The organism is Acinetobacter sp. V89_4 (assembly GCF_029967875.1).
Lineage (GTDB): Bacteria > Pseudomonadota > Gammaproteobacteria > Pseudomonadales > Moraxellaceae > Acinetobacter > Acinetobacter oleivorans.
Genome location: NZ_JASCAI010000016.1, coordinates 178,395 through 194,044 on the forward strand (window position 1 = coordinate 178,395; position 15,650 = coordinate 194,044).

17 protein-coding genes are annotated in these 15,650 nt (G+C 39.9%); 6 read left to right on the forward strand and 11 right to left on the reverse strand.

The annotated features are described in order from the left end of the window. Positions 1-98: 98 nt before the first annotated feature. The 3 genes from rpmB (at position 99) to QLG01_RS05170 (ending at position 2,364) form a co-directional block, all read left to right on the forward strand. Complete coding sequence (gene rpmB / locus QLG01_RS05160) at positions 99-335, forward strand: 50S ribosomal protein L28 (RefSeq protein ID WP_000048256.1); 237 nt, start codon at positions 99-101, stop codon at positions 333-335. Positions 336-347: 12 nt separating this feature from the next. Continuing rightward, positions 348-503, forward strand: coding sequence for a 50S ribosomal protein L33 (rpmG, locus tag QLG01_RS05165; RefSeq protein ID WP_003654787.1), 156 nt, complete (start codon positions 348-350; stop codon positions 501-503). Between the two features lie 151 nt (positions 504-654). Next, positions 655-2,364: a cation:proton antiporter gene (locus tag QLG01_RS05170; protein WP_013199008.1), complete on the forward strand. Its 1,710-nt coding sequence runs from the start codon at positions 655-657 to the stop codon at positions 2,362-2,364. A 35-nt stretch (positions 2,365-2,399) separates the two neighbouring features. On the opposite strand, the gene QLG01_RS05175 is transcribed toward QLG01_RS05170, so the two are convergent. The 10 genes from QLG01_RS05175 to QLG01_RS05220 all read right to left on the reverse strand — a co-directional run bounded on the left by QLG01_RS05175 (position 2,400) and on the right by QLG01_RS05220 (position 11,357). Continuing rightward, positions 2,400-2,678 (reverse strand): hypothetical protein, encoded by a 279-nt coding sequence (locus tag QLG01_RS05175; RefSeq protein WP_002114792.1) that lies wholly within the window; start codon positions 2,676-2,678, stop codon positions 2,400-2,402. 112 nt (positions 2,679-2,790) lie between these two features. Further along, the gene (locus QLG01_RS05180; protein ID WP_004794811.1) at positions 2,791-3,294 is read right to left on the reverse strand and encodes a DUF6586 family protein; all 504 of its coding nucleotides are present in this window, start codon (positions 3,292-3,294) and stop codon (positions 2,791-2,793) included. Positions 3,295-3,375: 81 nt separating this feature from the next. Continuing rightward, positions 3,376-3,738 carry an ASCH domain-containing protein gene (locus QLG01_RS05185; RefSeq protein ID WP_282495963.1) on the reverse strand — a complete coding sequence of 121 codons (363 nt, stop codon included), beginning with the start codon at positions 3,736-3,738 and terminating at the stop codon, positions 3,376-3,378. A gap of 9 nt (positions 3,739-3,747) precedes the next feature. Beyond that, positions 3,748-3,987, reverse strand: coding sequence for an RNA-binding protein (locus QLG01_RS05190; protein ID WP_282495964.1), 240 nt, complete (start codon positions 3,985-3,987; stop codon positions 3,748-3,750). 72 nt (positions 3,988-4,059) lie between these two features. Continuing rightward, positions 4,060-6,039 (reverse strand): ATP-dependent helicase, encoded by a 1,980-nt coding sequence (locus QLG01_RS05195; protein ID WP_282495965.1) that lies wholly within the window; start codon positions 6,037-6,039, stop codon positions 4,060-4,062. 115 nt (positions 6,040-6,154) lie between these two features. Next, positions 6,155-6,727, reverse strand: a complete 573-nt coding sequence (locus tag QLG01_RS05200; protein WP_034596457.1) for an HdeD family acid-resistance protein — start codon at positions 6,725-6,727, stop codon at positions 6,155-6,157. A gap of 135 nt (positions 6,728-6,862) precedes the next feature. Next, the gene (locus QLG01_RS05205) at positions 6,863-7,621 is read right to left on the reverse strand and encodes a hypothetical protein (protein WP_282495966.1); all 759 of its coding nucleotides are present in this window, start codon (positions 7,619-7,621) and stop codon (positions 6,863-6,865) included. 88 nt (positions 7,622-7,709) lie between these two features. Beyond that, positions 7,710-10,346 carry a type I DNA topoisomerase gene (gene topA / locus QLG01_RS05210; protein ID WP_282495967.1) on the reverse strand — a complete coding sequence of 879 codons (2,637 nt, stop codon included), beginning with the start codon at positions 10,344-10,346 and terminating at the stop codon, positions 7,710-7,712. 35 nt (positions 10,347-10,381) lie between these two features. Continuing rightward, complete coding sequence (locus tag QLG01_RS05215) at positions 10,382-10,831, reverse strand: hypothetical protein (protein ID WP_004794821.1); 450 nt, start codon at positions 10,829-10,831, stop codon at positions 10,382-10,384. Positions 10,832-10,979: 148 nt separating this feature from the next. Then, complete coding sequence (locus QLG01_RS05220; protein ID WP_005302097.1) at positions 10,980-11,357, reverse strand: helix-turn-helix domain-containing protein; 378 nt, start codon at positions 11,355-11,357, stop codon at positions 10,980-10,982. Positions 11,358-11,456: 99 nt separating this feature from the next. Here QLG01_RS05220 and QLG01_RS05225 point away from each other — a divergent pair, with 99 nt between their 5' ends. Then, positions 11,457-12,467: a zinc-binding alcohol dehydrogenase family protein gene (locus QLG01_RS05225; RefSeq protein ID WP_005302094.1), complete on the forward strand. Its 1,011-nt coding sequence runs from the start codon at positions 11,457-11,459 to the stop codon at positions 12,465-12,467. Positions 12,468-12,522: 55 nt separating this feature from the next. On the opposite strand, the gene QLG01_RS05230 is transcribed toward QLG01_RS05225, so the two are convergent. After that, positions 12,523-12,768, reverse strand: coding sequence for a SlyX family protein (locus QLG01_RS05230; protein ID WP_005302092.1), 246 nt, complete (start codon positions 12,766-12,768; stop codon positions 12,523-12,525). A 32-nt stretch (positions 12,769-12,800) separates the two neighbouring features. Here QLG01_RS05230 and QLG01_RS05235 point away from each other — a divergent pair, with 32 nt between their 5' ends. Beyond that, positions 12,801-14,711, forward strand: a complete 1,911-nt coding sequence (locus QLG01_RS05235) for an ATP-binding cassette domain-containing protein (protein WP_111855546.1) — start codon at positions 12,801-12,803, stop codon at positions 14,709-14,711. Between the two features lie 236 nt (positions 14,712-14,947). Next, positions 14,948-15,580 carry a LysE family translocator gene (locus tag QLG01_RS05240; RefSeq protein ID WP_282495968.1) on the forward strand — a complete coding sequence of 211 codons (633 nt, stop codon included), beginning with the start codon at positions 14,948-14,950 and terminating at the stop codon, positions 15,578-15,580. Positions 15,581-15,650: the final 70 nt, after the last annotated feature.

A 15,650-nucleotide genomic window follows, 5' to 3' on the forward strand; every position in this document is an offset into this window, starting at 1 on the left:
TATTTTTGGTATAAAACGCCCCTTGAATGAATTCATCCGTTTACATTTAGTATGACTGGCCACAGATTTGCTGTTGGCTGAATCAATGGAGTTACACCATGTCTAAGGTTTGCCAAGTTACCGGCAAGCGTCCAGTCGTTGGTAACAACGTCTCACACGCCAACAACAAAACCAAGCGCCGGTTCGAGCCGAACCTGCACCACCACCGTTTCTGGTTAGAAAGCGAAAAACGTTTTGTACGTCTTCGTTTAACCACTAAAGGTATGCGTATTATTGACAAATTGGGTATCGAAAAGGTTGTTGCAGACCTTCGTGCTCAAGGTCAAAAGATCTAAGGAGTCTGAACAATGCGTGATAAGATTCGTCTCGTTTCTACAGCTGGTACAGGTTATTTCTATACCACGACTAAAAACAAACGTACTATGCCGGAAAAAATGGAAATCAAAAAATTTGATCCAAAAATCCGTCAACACGTGATTTTCAAAGAAGCTAAAATCAAATAATTTTAGCCTCGAGAAAAAACGACTTCACAATGAAGTCGTTTTTTTTTGCATTTTTTTTATAGCTCGCTTTTTTTTGTTAAACTTTCCAGATATTTCGCCTTGGCATTTTTTATGCTTGTCTTTAGCCTAACTCACGTAAAAGGAGTTTTTAGTGCCGCATGACGTAGATTTAATTGTTTTACTTGCTGTTGGTTTCGGTGTTGCCCTCTTTTTTGGTTATCTTGCAGCCCGATTGCGACTTCCCCCTCTTATCGGCTATTTAATTGCCGGAATTATTATTAGCCCAAATACACCCGGCATAGAAGCAGATATTCATCTTGCTAACCAGCTTGCAGAACTCGGGGTCATGTTCCTGATGTTTGGTGTAGGCATGCACTTTTCATTAAATGACTTGCTGCTGGTTCGACGTATTGCTGTACCAGGTGCGATTTTACAAATTGCGGTCGCTACCCTATTAGGGGTCGGTGTATCCATGCTCTGGGGGTGGAGCTTTGGTTCTGCACTCGTTTTTGGCTTAAGCCTGTCGTGTGCGAGTACTGTTGTATTATTAAAAGCTTTAGGAGACCGAGGTCTTTTAGACTCAGTTAACGGCAAAATTGCTGTGGGTTGGCTGTTAGTCGAAGATTTAGTGATGGTACTTGTTTTAGTACTTCTTCCAGCTACAGCGGTTTTACTCGGTGGGAAAGCACCAGAAGGTGCAGATGGTAATATCTGGTTAACCCTTGGACTCACTTTATTAAAAGTAATTGGCTTTATTGCCTTTATGCTGATTGTAGGTAAACGTGTCGTTCCTATTATTATGCAGTTTGTTGCTCGTTTAGGTTCAAGAGAGTTATTCACCCTTACTGTTGTTGCCGCTGCTGTTTCAATTGCCTACGGGTCTTATGCCATTTTTGGGGTTTCAATGGCATTAGGGGCTTTCTTTGCAGGGATGGTTGTTAAAGAATCAGACTTTAGCCACCGCGCAGAAGAAGAAACACTTCCACTACGTGAAATTTTCTCAATTCTGTTTTTTGTTTCTGTGGGTATGCTGTTTGACCCACATATTCTTGTTGAACGTCCACTCCATATTTTGGCCGTTATCGCAATTATTATGATAGGTAAAACACTTGCTGCAATGGCTTTGGTTTTATTCTTTCGCTATCCAATTAATACAGCGCTTACAGTTGGCGCTAGTTTGGCCCAAATTGGTGAATTCTCATTTATTTTAGCGACTCTCGGCGTCTCATTAGGTTTATTAAGCTTAGAAGCACAAAATCTGATTTTAGCTGGTGCTTTATTTTCGATAACGCTGAACTCTTTTATATTCTCTGCCATTGAGCCTGTACAACGCTGGATTCGCGAGCGCTCTCACCTAGCCCGACTTCTTGAACGTAGTGGTGACCCATTAGCCATGTTACCCGATGAAGTTGATCAGGCTTACTTACGCGATCAGGTTGTCATTGTTGGATATGGTGGTGTGGGACGACGTATTACTGAAAATTTAATTAATGAAAATATTAAAGTCGTTATTGCTGAAGAGAATCGTGAAATCGTAGAAAAGCTACGTCAATCGAATATTGCTGCTGTGAGTGGTGTTGCAACCGAACCAGGTGTTTTAATTCAAGCACACATCATGCATGCAAGACTCTTGGTGATCTCACCTATGGATATTTTAGATATTCACCGTATTGTGGCGATCGCTAAGCAATTAAACCCTCAAATTCAGGTGTTAATTTGCGCAGAAAGTAAAGAAGAAGCGGCAGTAATCAGAGATGAGAATATTGGTGAAGTGTTCTATGCCAAAGAGGAAATGGCAAAGAATATGAGTCATCATATATTAAATCAGATCGAGCTTGCCCATCAGTCAACTATTCATTAACCCATATAAAAAGCGTACTCAAGAGTACGCTTTTTTTAACTTAAGAATTTAGGCTGTTCGTCTAGTACCTCAGCTTGCCATTCATTTACCTGCTTTTCGAGCAGTCCAAATAGTGCAGCCTGAATCATATGCTGAGCAACAACTGGAGTTTGCTCCCCCAAGATTGCTTTTACTTCATCGCTAAATTGAATTTTAACCAAGGGTTCATTCTCAGAACCTGCATTGCGCAAGGCGAGTTCGCCACCTTCGAGTTGGACTAATTCCAAAACGGCTTCTTGATTTCCAAATAACTCTTTCAATTGCTGTATAGACATATATTTCCTCCATGTTTCAACATGGTGGCAAAGCACCCTTGCACTTTGCATCTCTTGTCTTATTTATATAGGCACACCCGGATTAAATTTCAAGCGTTCGGGCAGTTTAATTTTAGAACTCGACCATTTCATTACGAAAACCATCAATTAAATGGCTTAATTCACGATGCCATTCACGCAAAATCTTAACATCTGGCAACCAAGATTGAGGACCTTGAGTTACTTTGATAATGAGATTAGAAGAAGTTTCTTCTTCTGGGGTCGGCTCTTTAGGTTCTGGTGCATATTGACACATACGGTAAGCTCGTTTGAGCTCTGCAACAAAACCATCTTTCGCCAATTGTTGCAAAACGGACACTTCTGGAGAAACTTGTCCTTTTGCCGCCATATGTTCTTCAATAGATTTTAAAGTAGGTTGCAATTCATTTAAACGGTAATAACGTACGAGTTCTTGTAAGAAAGCTAACATTGCACCATGTAAATGAAATACAGCTGCTTCACGATAAGCTTGTATCTGCTGCACATGATCGGTCTGTTCTGCCTGTTGACACGCTAAGCGCGCAAAATAGAGCTTCTGATTGGTACGATCGGCATGATAACGAGCAACACGTGACATAACTAAACTTTCCTGTTCTAAAATCGCTATTGCAACAGCTATTCTTTAGCTTAACGACTCCATTAATAAAATCAACGTTATTTATGGTAAATCCAGCTCAACTTGATAAATTTTACGTTTCGCTAAAACTTTTAGTGGCTGCTTTATAGGACGAACGTTACTTACAACCCAAGCAAAATACCCTTCGTCCCAAGCAGTTGCACATGCTGGCTCAATTTCATCATTTCGCCAAGGATGAATAGAGTCGACATCAACCAAAGCGACAGCAACTCCCTCTTCTTCATCTGTATCTTTAACCAAAAATTTTTGGTTCTCGACAATTAATAGATCTTTGATTGGCAGTTTTGTGGGTACCCATGAACGCACTTCAAGTGTTTTGATACCTTCAGCGATACGAGTGCCATTTGGCGTTACAATCGAAAGAGCTAAAAACTGTCTTTTCACACTGAAGTCTTATTCTTCAGCTGCTTTAACGCGAATTCCATTACCTTTAACTTTAAGCAGGTTTAAGCCTTTAATTGCCTTAATTGCTTCACGTGGGTTAGGCATTTCAACAAAACCAAAACCTTTTGATTTGCCTGTATTTTTATCAGTAACAAGAACACACGTTTCAACTTTACCAAATGCTTTGAATAACTCTAAAATTTCAGTTTCACTCACAGCACGATCTAAATTACGAACTAATATCTTCATTTTCTAACCTTAATTGGCAATTAAAGGGAGTAGCCAATATATTTAAGTAATCACAGTGTCTTATACAGTAGTTTAATCCAGATCGATACCAAAACCTAAATTTACTGCAGGTGAACGGTTCCATTGCTTTTTAGCAAATGGCTGAGGTACTTGCCTATGAATCTTTGCCTGAACCAAATGTGCAGGAAGGTCATTTAGGAAATAACTTTCGATTTTACGACCTTGTTCGTCATAATTGTCTTCTGACCATGTATTGAGATTTTGCTTGGTCAAAATTAATTCATTCTCTGCACGTGTTAATGCAACATACAATACACGGCGCTCTTCCTCGACATCATCAAAATCCCCCTGTGCCCTTGCATAAGGATATTGATTTGGCGATACATGAGGTACATAGCAAACTTTCTGTTCGGCACCTTTAGCTGAATGAATCGTAATTAACGTCACTAAATCCTGATCAGCGGCTTTCTCAATTTCTGAAACTGAAATAGGTTCAAGAACATATTCTTCGAGGAATTCACCTAAAGATGCATGTTTACGTGCAAGTTGCTTGACCAAATCAAAGTCTTTTAATCGGCGTGACCAATCTTTAGTTTTATAATTTTGCTCCAGTTGTTCACCTAAAGCATCGAGTGCCAAGCCAATGCTGGCTTCAACATGCTGCTGTAATACATCTAACTGTTTTAAAATTAAAATCGCTTGTAAAGGGACTTTCCCATGACGTTCTAGACGATTGCAGCGCTCCTCAACGTCAACAATTCCCATCAACTCTTGCGCGAGCTTACTTGCACCAACGTCACCAATACCATCCCACAAGGTTAAAAAACGCATCCACGCCAAATCATCGTGAGGATTGCTCACAATACGTAGCAAGCTAAGCACGTCTTTCACGTGTGCAGATTCAAGAAGTTTTACCCCACCAATAAAACGATAAGGTACTTCGGCAGCAATAAAAGCCCCTTCCAGATATCGTGCACTATAGCCCGAACGGACCAAAACCATATGGTCGTACCAGCTTGCACCTTGCTGATGTCGCGTTATTAAGTCCTGTGCAATCCAGTTTGCTTCTTCATACTCATTACCAAATAGGTGCAGCTGAGGCTTTTGCCCTTGCCCACGATGTGCTTGTAGTTGTTTTTGATAATCAATTGGGCTGTGGGCCAACAACCAGTTTGATAAATCCAAGATTTCTTGAGTCGAACGATAATTTAAATCCAGTGTATGAATAACTGCGTCGGGTATCCGCTCTTTAAAAGAATGGATATTTTCAAAGTCTGCACCGCGAAAACCATAAATCGACTGGGCATCATCGCCAACACAAAATAGCTTCACTTTGCCAATCAATGGTTGTAATAAAGCCCATTGCAAAGGATTGGTATCTTGCATTTCATCAACTAGCAATGCCTGACAGAAACCTGCTACCCAATTCGTTAAGGCTTCTGAATTTTGTAAATGGACAGCCACAATTGACAAGATATCGTCGTAATCTAAAAAATTACGCTCTCTTTTACGTTGCTCATAAGTTTTCATTAAATCTGCAATTTGAGTCTTATGCTCATATGCATCTGGAAGCTGTTTAATTAATGCCTCAGAAAGCTTTGTTTGAGTATTTCTCGCATAAGAATATAAATCACACAGCTCTGCGGCTTTGGGCAACACGTTATCTTTATCTTTGCCTCTTAATAAGCGAAACATAAGCAACTGATCATCACGATCAATAATACTAAATTGATTTAATCCAAAAGCTTGTGGGTTACGGCGCAGTAAATACATACAAAAAGTATGAAAAGTTGAAGCTCGCAGACCCTTTGCCTGTGCTCCCACATGTTGTTCTACTCTCGCAACAATTTCACTCGCAGCACGGCGCGTGAACGTTAAAATCTGGATTTGGTTCGCTGGCAAGCCCTGATCAATTAAATAAGCTGCACGAGCAACAATAGTTTTAGTCTTGCCACAACCAGCGCCCGCCAAAACTAAACAGTTTTGCGCAGACGTAGTGGCTGCTTTTTTTTGCTGAGCATTTAGTTCATTAATTAATTTTGCAAGACTCATAACACATATCGCTAAAACACCAAGACATAGTTTAACAGACCGAGGCAACAGATGGGTCTGCCTATCCTAAAAACAAAAAGAGCACTTAAAGTGCTCTTTGGTCGAATATTATTTTTTAAGATACTGTTTTTGAACTAGAAGGAAGATGCTTAATGGCTGAAGCCAAACCTAGAAAGTTAATTCCCTGAAATAAAATATCAATAGCAAGGAACATTCCTAACACCCAAAAAGGTGAATCTTTAGAAACTAAAATTAAAATACCTGTAGCGAGCGTCAATAAACCTGAAAACAGGGTCCAGCCCCATCCAGTAATTGGCTTAAGTAAAATTGCATTTATAGTACGTATAGCACCAGCTATGATCAGCGCTATAGATAATAGGCTTGTCAGCACTACTGCTGTAGTGACTGGAGTAGAAAACGCATAATAACCAGCCATTAAATAAAGTACACCAAATAGTGCCCATAACCATCGGCTTGCGCCTTTAAAAACACTCATAGCTGCGACGAGATGCAAAACACCGCCGACCATCATGAGTATTCCAAATAAAAAAACGACAGAAAAAGTCGCAAATGGTAATGAACTAAATAAAATCAGGCCAAAACCAATAAGCACAAAGCCCAATATCAAATACCATTTACGGTCAGCATGTAACTGATTACGTACTAAATCATTACCTACAGTTTTCATCATGGCTACTCTTATTATCAGGTATTAGAATTTCATCTACCTAATAATAGTGATGTACTTCACATTTTTTGTCTGTATAAAATCTGCATCGTTTCTTAACAATTGATATGGATAAAGCAGTATTTATCCACAGTTTTATTTCACCCAACCAATTTCTTGAGCTGTAGGTAAACCTATTATTGTTTCATGTAAGCCATTCGGCATTTTACTGCTCTGCTCAGACAAAGGCGTTCGACCACCCATGATTTCAGCATCAGTTTGTGGATATAGAGGCACTTTTTCAGGTTGAGCATAACCTAAAGGGTAAATAGGTTGTCCTGTTTTTAAATCATATTTGTCTTGTGCCCCAAAGCCATGTAATAGCTCATGAACAATCACGATCTGATTTTGTAAAGCTTGTGTTTTAGTCGCAAATAAATTCACACTACCAATGCGACCTTTTTCTAAAGCAGTCGAATGGATTAAGACTTTCTGATAATTCGGATCATAATAATTTAAATAAAGTTTGAGTGATGCTCCACTGTCTTCGGGCTGTTTTTGTCGCCATGCATAGAAACGAAATTTTAAGCTCCACCACATAACATGCAAAATATTAGCATTTTGAGGAACCTCTGGCGGTCGTTGCTGCAACTGTTGTCCTAAGCGGATTATAAAGTTTCCTGATTGCCCACGATAATGTTGTAACCACTCACTTAAATAGCTATTAATTGCCCAAAAATCTTCATTTTTCAACTGATGAATATAGGCCTGTGTTGTCTCTAAACCATCTGTATTAATAGGATGTAAAACGACTACAACTGGTCGATTCCAATCTTGATTTTGATCTCGCCATGCTTGAACAGCAACAATCAATAAAATAATTAATAAACATAAGACCCGAATGTTTTTCCACATTCTTATTCCCCATAAAATTAAAATTTTCTTTTATTGTTTTAGACATAAAAAATGCTAGCTGAGCTAGCATTTTTTATGTTGGACTTAATTAGCCCTCAACCCATTTACCATCTTGGTAAACTAGGCTCCATTTGGTTTGTTTACCTTCAGGGGTTTCTGAGCCGACATACTGTGATTGATTCTTACGACTGAATTTCACAATTGTTGGATTACCTTCAGGGTCTACATCTGGCGCTTGTAAAATAAATTGATATTTTGGATCAAGCTGAGCTGCCACACTACGTAACTCTGCAACTTTTGGTGCACGTGTTTCACGAATTTTCGGGAATTTACTCGCTGCCAAGAATAAGCCAGCTGCACCGTCACGCAACACAAAGAAGTCATCATGTTTCGCCGAACGTAAATGTTCCATCTTGATCGGTTCTACACGTGGAGGTGCAGGTTGACCACTTTTCAAGACTTTACGGGTATTGTCACAGCTTGTACAAGCGAAATACGGGCCAAAACGACCAGTCTTAAGCTGCATTTCACCATCACATTTATCACATGGGATCGTTGGCCCATCATAACCCTTAATCTTGAACTCACCTTCTTCAAGCTCAAAACCATCGCAGTCAGGGTTATTACCACATACGTGCAGTTTACGACCACCATCAATCACATAGCTGTCCATGGCAGTGCCACATTTTGCACAGCGATGCTTTGACATCAAGTCAGCAGTTTCAGCACCATCATCATCAGATAGTGCAGCCAAAGACTCAACAGGTGTTAAGTTCAATGTACCCTTACAACGCTCTTTAGGCGGCAAGTTATAGCCAGAACATCCTAAGAATACACCAGTTGTACCTGTACGAATTTGCATTGGGCGTGAACATTCAGGGCAATGTACTGCTGGTACTTCAACTGGTTGGTTACGGCGCATGCCATGCTCGCCTTGAGCATTGGTCAGACGTTTCTTAAAATCGCCGTAGAAAGTATCGAGTAACTCTTTCCAGTTACGCTCGCCTGTTGCAACTTTATCAAGCTGTCCTTCAAGGTCTGCCGTAAAGGCATAGTTCATCAAGTTATTAAAACTTTCATCCAGACGATCCGTCACAATCTCACCCATTTTTTCGGCGAAAAGACGACGGTTTTCTAACTTAACGTAACCACGTTCCTGAATAGTAGAAATAATAGCTGCATAAGTCGAAGGACGACCAATACTACGTTTTTCAAGCTCTTTAACCAAAGATGCTTCAGTAAAACGTGCAGGTGGTTTAGTAAAGTGCTGACTTGGATCTAACTTTTCTAACTTTAAGATTTCGCCTACTTTAATAGCAGGTAAAATAATATCGTCATCTGACTTATTCGCGCCACGTACTTTAGTAAAGCCTTCAAATACAAGCGTACGGCCTTTCGCCTTTAGCTCAACATTCGCTGCTTCAACAATCAACGTAGAAGACAAATATTCTGCTGGCGTCATTTGACACGCAACAAACTGACGCCAGATCAAATCATATAGACGTTGAGCATCACGCTCTACACCTGCAAGCTGATCACCTGTAAGTGCAACATTTGATGGACGAATCGCCTCATGGGCTTCTTGAGCACCCGCTTTGTTCCCATAGCGGTTTGGCTTTGCCGGTAAATATTTTTCACCATATTGGCTTTCAATATGCGCACGTACCATGCTTACTGCATCATCACTCAAGAAAGTTGAGTCAGTACGCATATAGGTAATAAAACCAGCTTCATATAAACGCTGAGCCAACATCATGGTTTTCTTTACAGAAAAGCCTAAACGTGTACTCGCAGCCTGTTGCAGAGTTGAAGTAATGTAAGGTGCACTTGGATTAACCTTAGTTGGTTTATCTTCACGCTGTGCAACTTTATATTCAGCACCTTTTAAAACATCTAATACAGCATCAGTTTCAGCTTTATTTTTCAGTTTAAGGGTTTTACCAGCCTGTCTAAATGCTTCAAGACGTATGTCATCTTTTTTCGCTTGAGTATCTGCAAAAACTTGCCAATATTCTTCTGGAATAAAAGCACGAATTTCTCGCTCACGCTCTACAACCAGTTTTACTGCTACTGACTGCACACGTCCAGCAGATAAACCACGGGCAATTTTTTCCCAAAGTAATGGCGAAACCATAAAGCCCACGACACGGTCTAAGAAACGACGTGCTTGCTGAGCATTTACACGGTTTAAATCTAGACGTGTTGGCTGTTTAAATGCTTCTTGAATGGCATTTTTAGTAATTTCGTTAAATACCACGCGGTGATAACGGCTGTCATCGCCACCAATCACTTCTCTTAGGTGCCAAGCAATAGCTTCCCCTTCTCTATCCAAGTCCGTTGCGAGATAGATTGCATCGGCATCTTTGGCGAGTTTTTTGAGTTCAGCTACAACATTTTCTTTACCAGGCAGAACTTCGTAATGAGCTTCCCAACCATGCTCAGGATCAACGCCCATACGATTAACTAAAGCCTGACTAGCTTTTTGTTCTTTTTCGGCTTCGGTGAGTTTAGTCCGGGCAGCCGGCTTTTTCTCTGTTGATTTACTGCCGCCTGTTGGCAAGTCACGTACGTGACCTACAGAAGACTTTACAATGAATTGCGAACCCAAATATTTATTGATGGTTTTCGCTTTGGCAGGCGACTCCACAATCACTAAGGCACGTTTATGTGCAGCAGGTGCAGTAGATGCTGTGCTTTGAGATGCAGAGCGCGAGGTATTCGCCATATAAAATGTTATTCCTATACCAATAAATTTAAAAATCAGGCTTTAGCCAAGGTCAACAGATAAGCCTTCATCTCATCTAATTGTGTTGCTCTTAGGTCTGATTCCTCATCCCAATAAAGCCCTACACAGTTTGCCTGCATATCAATAGCATAAATCCCTTTTAATGCAATGGGAGAATCATTAAATTTCTCATCGCCCTGAACCACTTTTAACTTGCCGTCTATAACACGAGCACGCATTAAGGATAAACGGGCATCAGGAATCAATACACTATAATAAGCAACCATGCTGGCACGTTTTTCAGTAGCCATTGGAACATGTGTCCATTCAGGTGCAACTATTACACGTGGATGTAACCCTATTTTTCGGGCTTTATCACGCATAATACCAAGTGCCTTTTCACGTGGGCTCACTCTTAAACCAAAAATGGAGCCTAGTACGAAAAGAACAATGATAACGGTAACCCAAATTCCCATATTGTCCATAGCAAAACCTATTAATCTCTTTTATTAGAGTTGCATAAGCTGACCAGAAAACGCAAGTTACATCAGAAAAATAATGCCCGATAAGATCGCAAGAACTAAAATATCAGTATTTCACGGTGCAAATTGCAATGTTGTCACTCAAATATAGTTAAGAGTTCTGACCATCATTAACAAGTGTCAACTTTCCAAATCGGTCAAGATGGGCATCACCCCACAGTTTTAAAGCAAATAGAATTTGCTCAAGACTTTGCCCTAATTCGGTCAGGCAATATTCCACTTTAGGTGGGACCTGAGGGTAAACTTCCCGATGAATAATTCCGTCTTGCTCTAACTCACGTAACTGATTTGTCAGCATTCTTTGAGTAATGCTCGGAACACGCTTTCGAATTTCATTAAACCGTAAGGTGCCTTCATTAAATAAATGCCAAAGAATGACGCATTTCCACTTTCCGTCAATCAAACTAATGGCCGCCTCCACTGAACAACCCGGAGAGCAATCAAAACTTGAATGTCGTAATTTTGCCATTTTACAGTATCCTTTTTGACACTATGAGCGTTATTTGTCTGTAGTCACTAAATTTAAGCTTACGTTATGATCAAACTCTCAACAAGAGGAATTATTATTATGAAAGCTGTGGCATATCAAAAAGCAGGTCTCATTACGTCACCAGAAGCACTCGTTGATATTGAACTCGACACTCCCGTTGCAGAAGGTCGTGATTTACTTGTTCGTGTTCAGGCGATTTCAGTTAATCCAGTTGATACAAAAATTCGCAACAATGTAAGCCCAGAGAATAATCAATGGAAAACTCTTGGTTGGGATGCAGTAGGTGTCGTTGAATCAATTGGAGATCAAGTTTCACAATTTAAAGTCGGAGATGCAGTCTGGTATGCAGGCGCACTCAATCGCCAAGGCAGTAATAGTGAATTGCAGTTGGTTGATGAACGTATTGTGGGGCATAAACCAAAAACTTTAGAAGCAACTGAAGCAGCTGCTCTTCCTTTAACTGCTATCACGGCATGGGAAATGCTATTTGATCGGTTACAAGTACCCAAAGCTGCTCCAGAAAATACATCAATATTAGTAATTGGCGGAGCTGGTGGTGTAGGTTCAATCACAATTCAACTTCTTAAACAGTTGACTAACCTAACTATTATTGCGACAGCTTCACGAGCCGAAACTAAAGAATGGGTTAAGCAACTTGGTGCCGACTATGTATTAGATCATCGAGAGCCTTTAGCAGCCCAAATCAAGCAATTAGGCTTAACTGCACCTTTATATGTATTCTCAACGACTCAAACAGATCAGCATTTATCAGATATCGTAGAGTTGATTGCGCCACAAGGTCATTTTGGCTTAATTGATGATCCAGCTCAGTTAGATATTAAGCCTTTTAAATCGAAGTCTGTATCGGTGCATTGGGAATTTATGTTTACACGTTCAATGTTCCAGACTGATGATATGCAAAAACAAAGTGAACTATTAAATGAAGTCAGCAAACTAGTTGACGAAGGAAAAATCAAGACGACCGTAACCGAGGTTATAAGTCCAATTAATGCTGAAAATTTAAAACGAGTTCATCAGCAAATTGAAAGCGGTACAACAAAAGGGAAAATCGTATTACATGGTTTTTAAGTAAAATTGAAAAATATTCCCTAATAAAATGGCAAGTATTGAACTTGCCATTTTATTAATAGTGAGGAGGTTTATTGGTTAATGGGTCAAAAGGTGCAATACCTTCCGATAAATCCGATGATTCCACACGTTGATAAAGAAATTGCATTTGTTTTTTTAAATCAGCTATTTCTTGGGTCTGAATAGCGAGTTGTTGATTTAATTCTTCAACTAAATCATCCAAAAATGTAATTCGCACTTGCAAATCTTCAATGGGTGCGGACAATGACGCTTGATCATCATGATATGGTGGTTTAGTCATTTAAATCCTCATTTGAGATTCTGGAAAACATTATGGCCTATATTACCCTAAGGGATGTCCAACTTGCTTTTGGCGGACCTGCCCTACTCGATGGCGCGAACTTTAATCTAGAACGTGGCGAACGAGTCTGTTTAATTGGGCGTAATGGTGAAGGTAAGTCTACTTTACTTAAACTGATCGAGGGAAGCCTATTACCAGATTCTGGTGAAGTTTCCATTCAAAATGGTCTAACTGTTTCAATGTTAGCCCAAGACGTTCCAATGGATTCTGGCAAAGTAGCTGACATTGTGGCAGATGGTGCAGGAGAAGCTTCTGAAGTACTCAGAGCTTATCATGAAGCAACCGACGCTTGTATGTTAGGAGATATGGAAGCCTGTGATCGCATGGGTAACCTTCAGCATAAGCTAGACCAACTAGATGGTTGGGCACTAGAAAATAAGGTAAATGCTCTTTTAAGTAAAATGGGGCTTGATCCAAACGCAGATTTGGCAGACTTGTCAGGTGGACGTAAACGCCGCGTCTTACTCGCACGCGCTCTTTTAACACAGCCAGACGTATTACTTCTAGATGAACCAACGAACCATTTAGATGTTGAAAGTATTGAATGGTTAGAAAAATTCTTACTCGATCAAAATAATTTAACGCTTCTATTTATTTCGCATGACCGTTCTTTTGTAGATAGCATTGCAACTCGAATTGTGGAACTCGACCGCGGTATTTTACGAGGTTATGAAGGCAATTATTCTCGCTATTTAGAGCTCAAAGCTCAGCAAATGGAAGCAGAAGAAAAACAGAATGCTTTATTTGATAAAAAGTTAGCTGAAGAAGAGGCTTGGATTCGCCAAGGGATTAAAGCACGTCGTACCCGTAATGAAGGCCGTGTTCGTGCTTTAAAAGCTTTACGTGAAGAATCGAAAGCACGCCGCTCACAACAAGGCAAAGTGAGTATGGCAACTCAAGACGCAAATCGTTCAGGTAAATTAGTATTTGATATCGAACATTTAAGTGTCGCTTACGATGATAATTTACTGATCAAAGATTTCTCTACCCTTGTCATGCGTGGTGATCGTATTGGCTTGGTAGGTGATAATGGCGTTGGTAAAACCACGTTAATTAAAGCCATTTTAGGTGAAATCGAACATGGCGGTTCAGTTAAAACAGGTACACAGTTAGAAGTTGCCTATTTTGACCAATTACGTAATGCCTTAGACCTTGAAAAAACGGTAATGGCAAACGTTTCAGAAGGCTCTGACTTCGTTGATGTAAATGGCAACCGTCGTCATATTTACAGCTACCTTCAAGACTTCCTATTTTCACCTGAACGTGCTCGTACTCCAGTAAAAGCACTTTCTGGTGGTGAACGAAATCGAATCTTACTGGCTAAACTGCTACTCAAACCATCGAATCTAATTGTAATGGATGAGCCAACCAATGACTTGGATATGGTGACTCTAGAGCTTCTAGAAGAAATGTTGTCTGATTACAAAGGCACGTTGCTTCTCATTAGCCATGACCGTGCATTTATGGATAACGTAGTAACATCTACGTGGGTATTTGATGGTAAAGGCAATATTGCAGAATACATCGGTGGCTACCAAGACTATTTGCAGCAACGTCCAGATGACAAAGTAGTCGATCAAAAATCTGATGTTAAAAAAGCTCAGGCGAAAGCTGAAGCGGAAAAAGCTGCTGCCCAAAGTACCGTTAAAAAGGTCAAACTGAGTTATAAAGATCAGCGTGAACTTGAACAATTACCCGCTGAAATTGAAAACTTAGAAAAGGAACAAGCAGAACTTTCTGAGAAACTTGCAGATGGTTCATGGTTTGTTAAAGATGCAGATGCTGCGACCCAAGCAAGCCAACGCCTAGCAGAAATTGAAGAATTACTGCTTGAAAAATTGGAACGTTGGGACGTGCTTGAACAAATGAGTAAAGGAAACTAATTCGTTTTACTTTCCAAAAAAGCGTCTAAAAAAAGAGCCTTCTTAAATTAAGCAGGCTCTTTTTTTATATTGTGAATATAAGCTTTTTAAAAACTTAAAGCTTATAAATCACATTCCTATCATGGATTATATCTTGGCTATTTTTAGTATTTTAAAATAGCCTTGTGCTTGAATATAGGACTTATAAAAATAATTATGCTATATCTAACAACATAATAATATTGGAGTGTTTTGGCATGCTGGAGCTTTCTCAAATTTTGGCATTTGGACTAATTTGTTTGGCGATGGTAGTCACTCCTGGTCCCAATATGATTTACCTTATTTCCCGCTCAATTTGCCAAGGGAAAACCGCTGGATTTATCTCTTTAGGTGGCGTAGCTGTAGGCTTTATCTTTTATATGCTTTGCGCATCTTTTGGTATTACGGCGTTAATTGTAGCTGTTCCTTATGCTTACGATACTATTCGTATTGCTGGTGCGATTTATTTACTCTGGCTTGCATGGAAAGCCCTACGTCCAAATGCCGCTCCAATTTTTAATGTAAAAGATTTATCAGTAGACTCCCCAGCTAAACTCTTTCTAATGGGTTTTGCGACCAACCTGCTTAATCCGAAAATTGCCATTATGTATTTATCTTTACTGCCACAGTTTATTCATCCACAACAAGGCAGTATTTTATGGCAATCAATTCAACTCGGTACGATTCAAATTTTTGTCAGTGTTTCAGTAAATGCGCTTATTGTACTTTCTGCGGGTAGCATTGCCCTTTTTCTACAACAAAAACCTCTTTGGGCAAATATACAACGCTGGCTCATGGGAACAGTATTAGCAGGACTCGCTGTTAAAATTCTTTTAGAAAATCGCCGATAACTCAACCTTCTTATTGCATCCCTTCTTAACACTCAATTGAACAGTGTATTACGACGATAATTTCAGTTCG

Bases quoted from the DNA above. Each gene is read 5' to 3' on its own strand.
- rpmB (WP_000048256.1), top strand. From the start codon at position 99: ATGTCTAAGGTTTGCCAAGTTACCGGCAAGCGTCCAGTCGTTGGTAAC.
- rpmG (WP_003654787.1), top strand. From the start codon at position 348: ATGCGTGATAAGATTCGTCTCGTTTCTACAGCTGGTACAGGTTATTTC.
- QLG01_RS05175 (WP_002114792.1), bottom strand. From the start codon at position 2,678: ATGTCTATACAGCAATTGAAAGAGTTATTTGGAAATCAAGAAGCCGTT.
- QLG01_RS05180 (WP_004794811.1), bottom strand. From the start codon at position 3,294: ATGTCACGTGTTGCTCGTTATCATGCCGATCGTACCAATCAGAAGCTC.
- QLG01_RS05190 (WP_282495964.1), bottom strand. From the start codon at position 3,987: ATGAAGATATTAGTTCGTAATTTAGATCGTGCTGTGAGTGAAACTGAA.
- QLG01_RS05195 (WP_282495965.1), bottom strand. From the start codon at position 6,039: ATGAGTCTTGCAAAATTAATTAATGAACTAAATGCTCAGCAAAAAAAA.
- QLG01_RS05200 (WP_034596457.1), bottom strand. From the start codon at position 6,727: ATGAAAACTGTAGGTAATGATTTAGTACGTAATCAGTTACATGCTGAC.
- QLG01_RS05205 (WP_282495966.1), bottom strand. From the start codon at position 7,621: ATGTGGAAAAACATTCGGGTCTTATGTTTATTAATTATTTTATTGATT.
- topA (WP_282495967.1), bottom strand. From the start codon at position 10,346: ATGGCGAATACCTCGCGCTCTGCATCTCAAAGCACAGCATCTACTGCA.
- QLG01_RS05215 (WP_004794821.1), bottom strand. From the start codon at position 10,831: ATGGACAATATGGGAATTTGGGTTACCGTTATCATTGTTCTTTTCGTA.
- QLG01_RS05220 (WP_005302097.1), bottom strand. From the start codon at position 11,357: ATGGCAAAATTACGACATTCAAGTTTTGATTGCTCTCCGGGTTGTTCA.
- QLG01_RS05225 (WP_005302094.1), top strand. From the start codon at position 11,457: ATGAAAGCTGTGGCATATCAAAAAGCAGGTCTCATTACGTCACCAGAA.
- QLG01_RS05230 (WP_005302092.1), bottom strand. From the start codon at position 12,768: ATGACTAAACCACCATATCATGATGATCAAGCGTCATTGTCCGCACCC.
- QLG01_RS05235 (WP_111855546.1), top strand. From the start codon at position 12,801: ATGGCCTATATTACCCTAAGGGATGTCCAACTTGCTTTTGGCGGACCT.
- QLG01_RS05240 (WP_282495968.1), top strand. From the start codon at position 14,948: ATGCTGGAGCTTTCTCAAATTTTGGCATTTGGACTAATTTGTTTGGCG.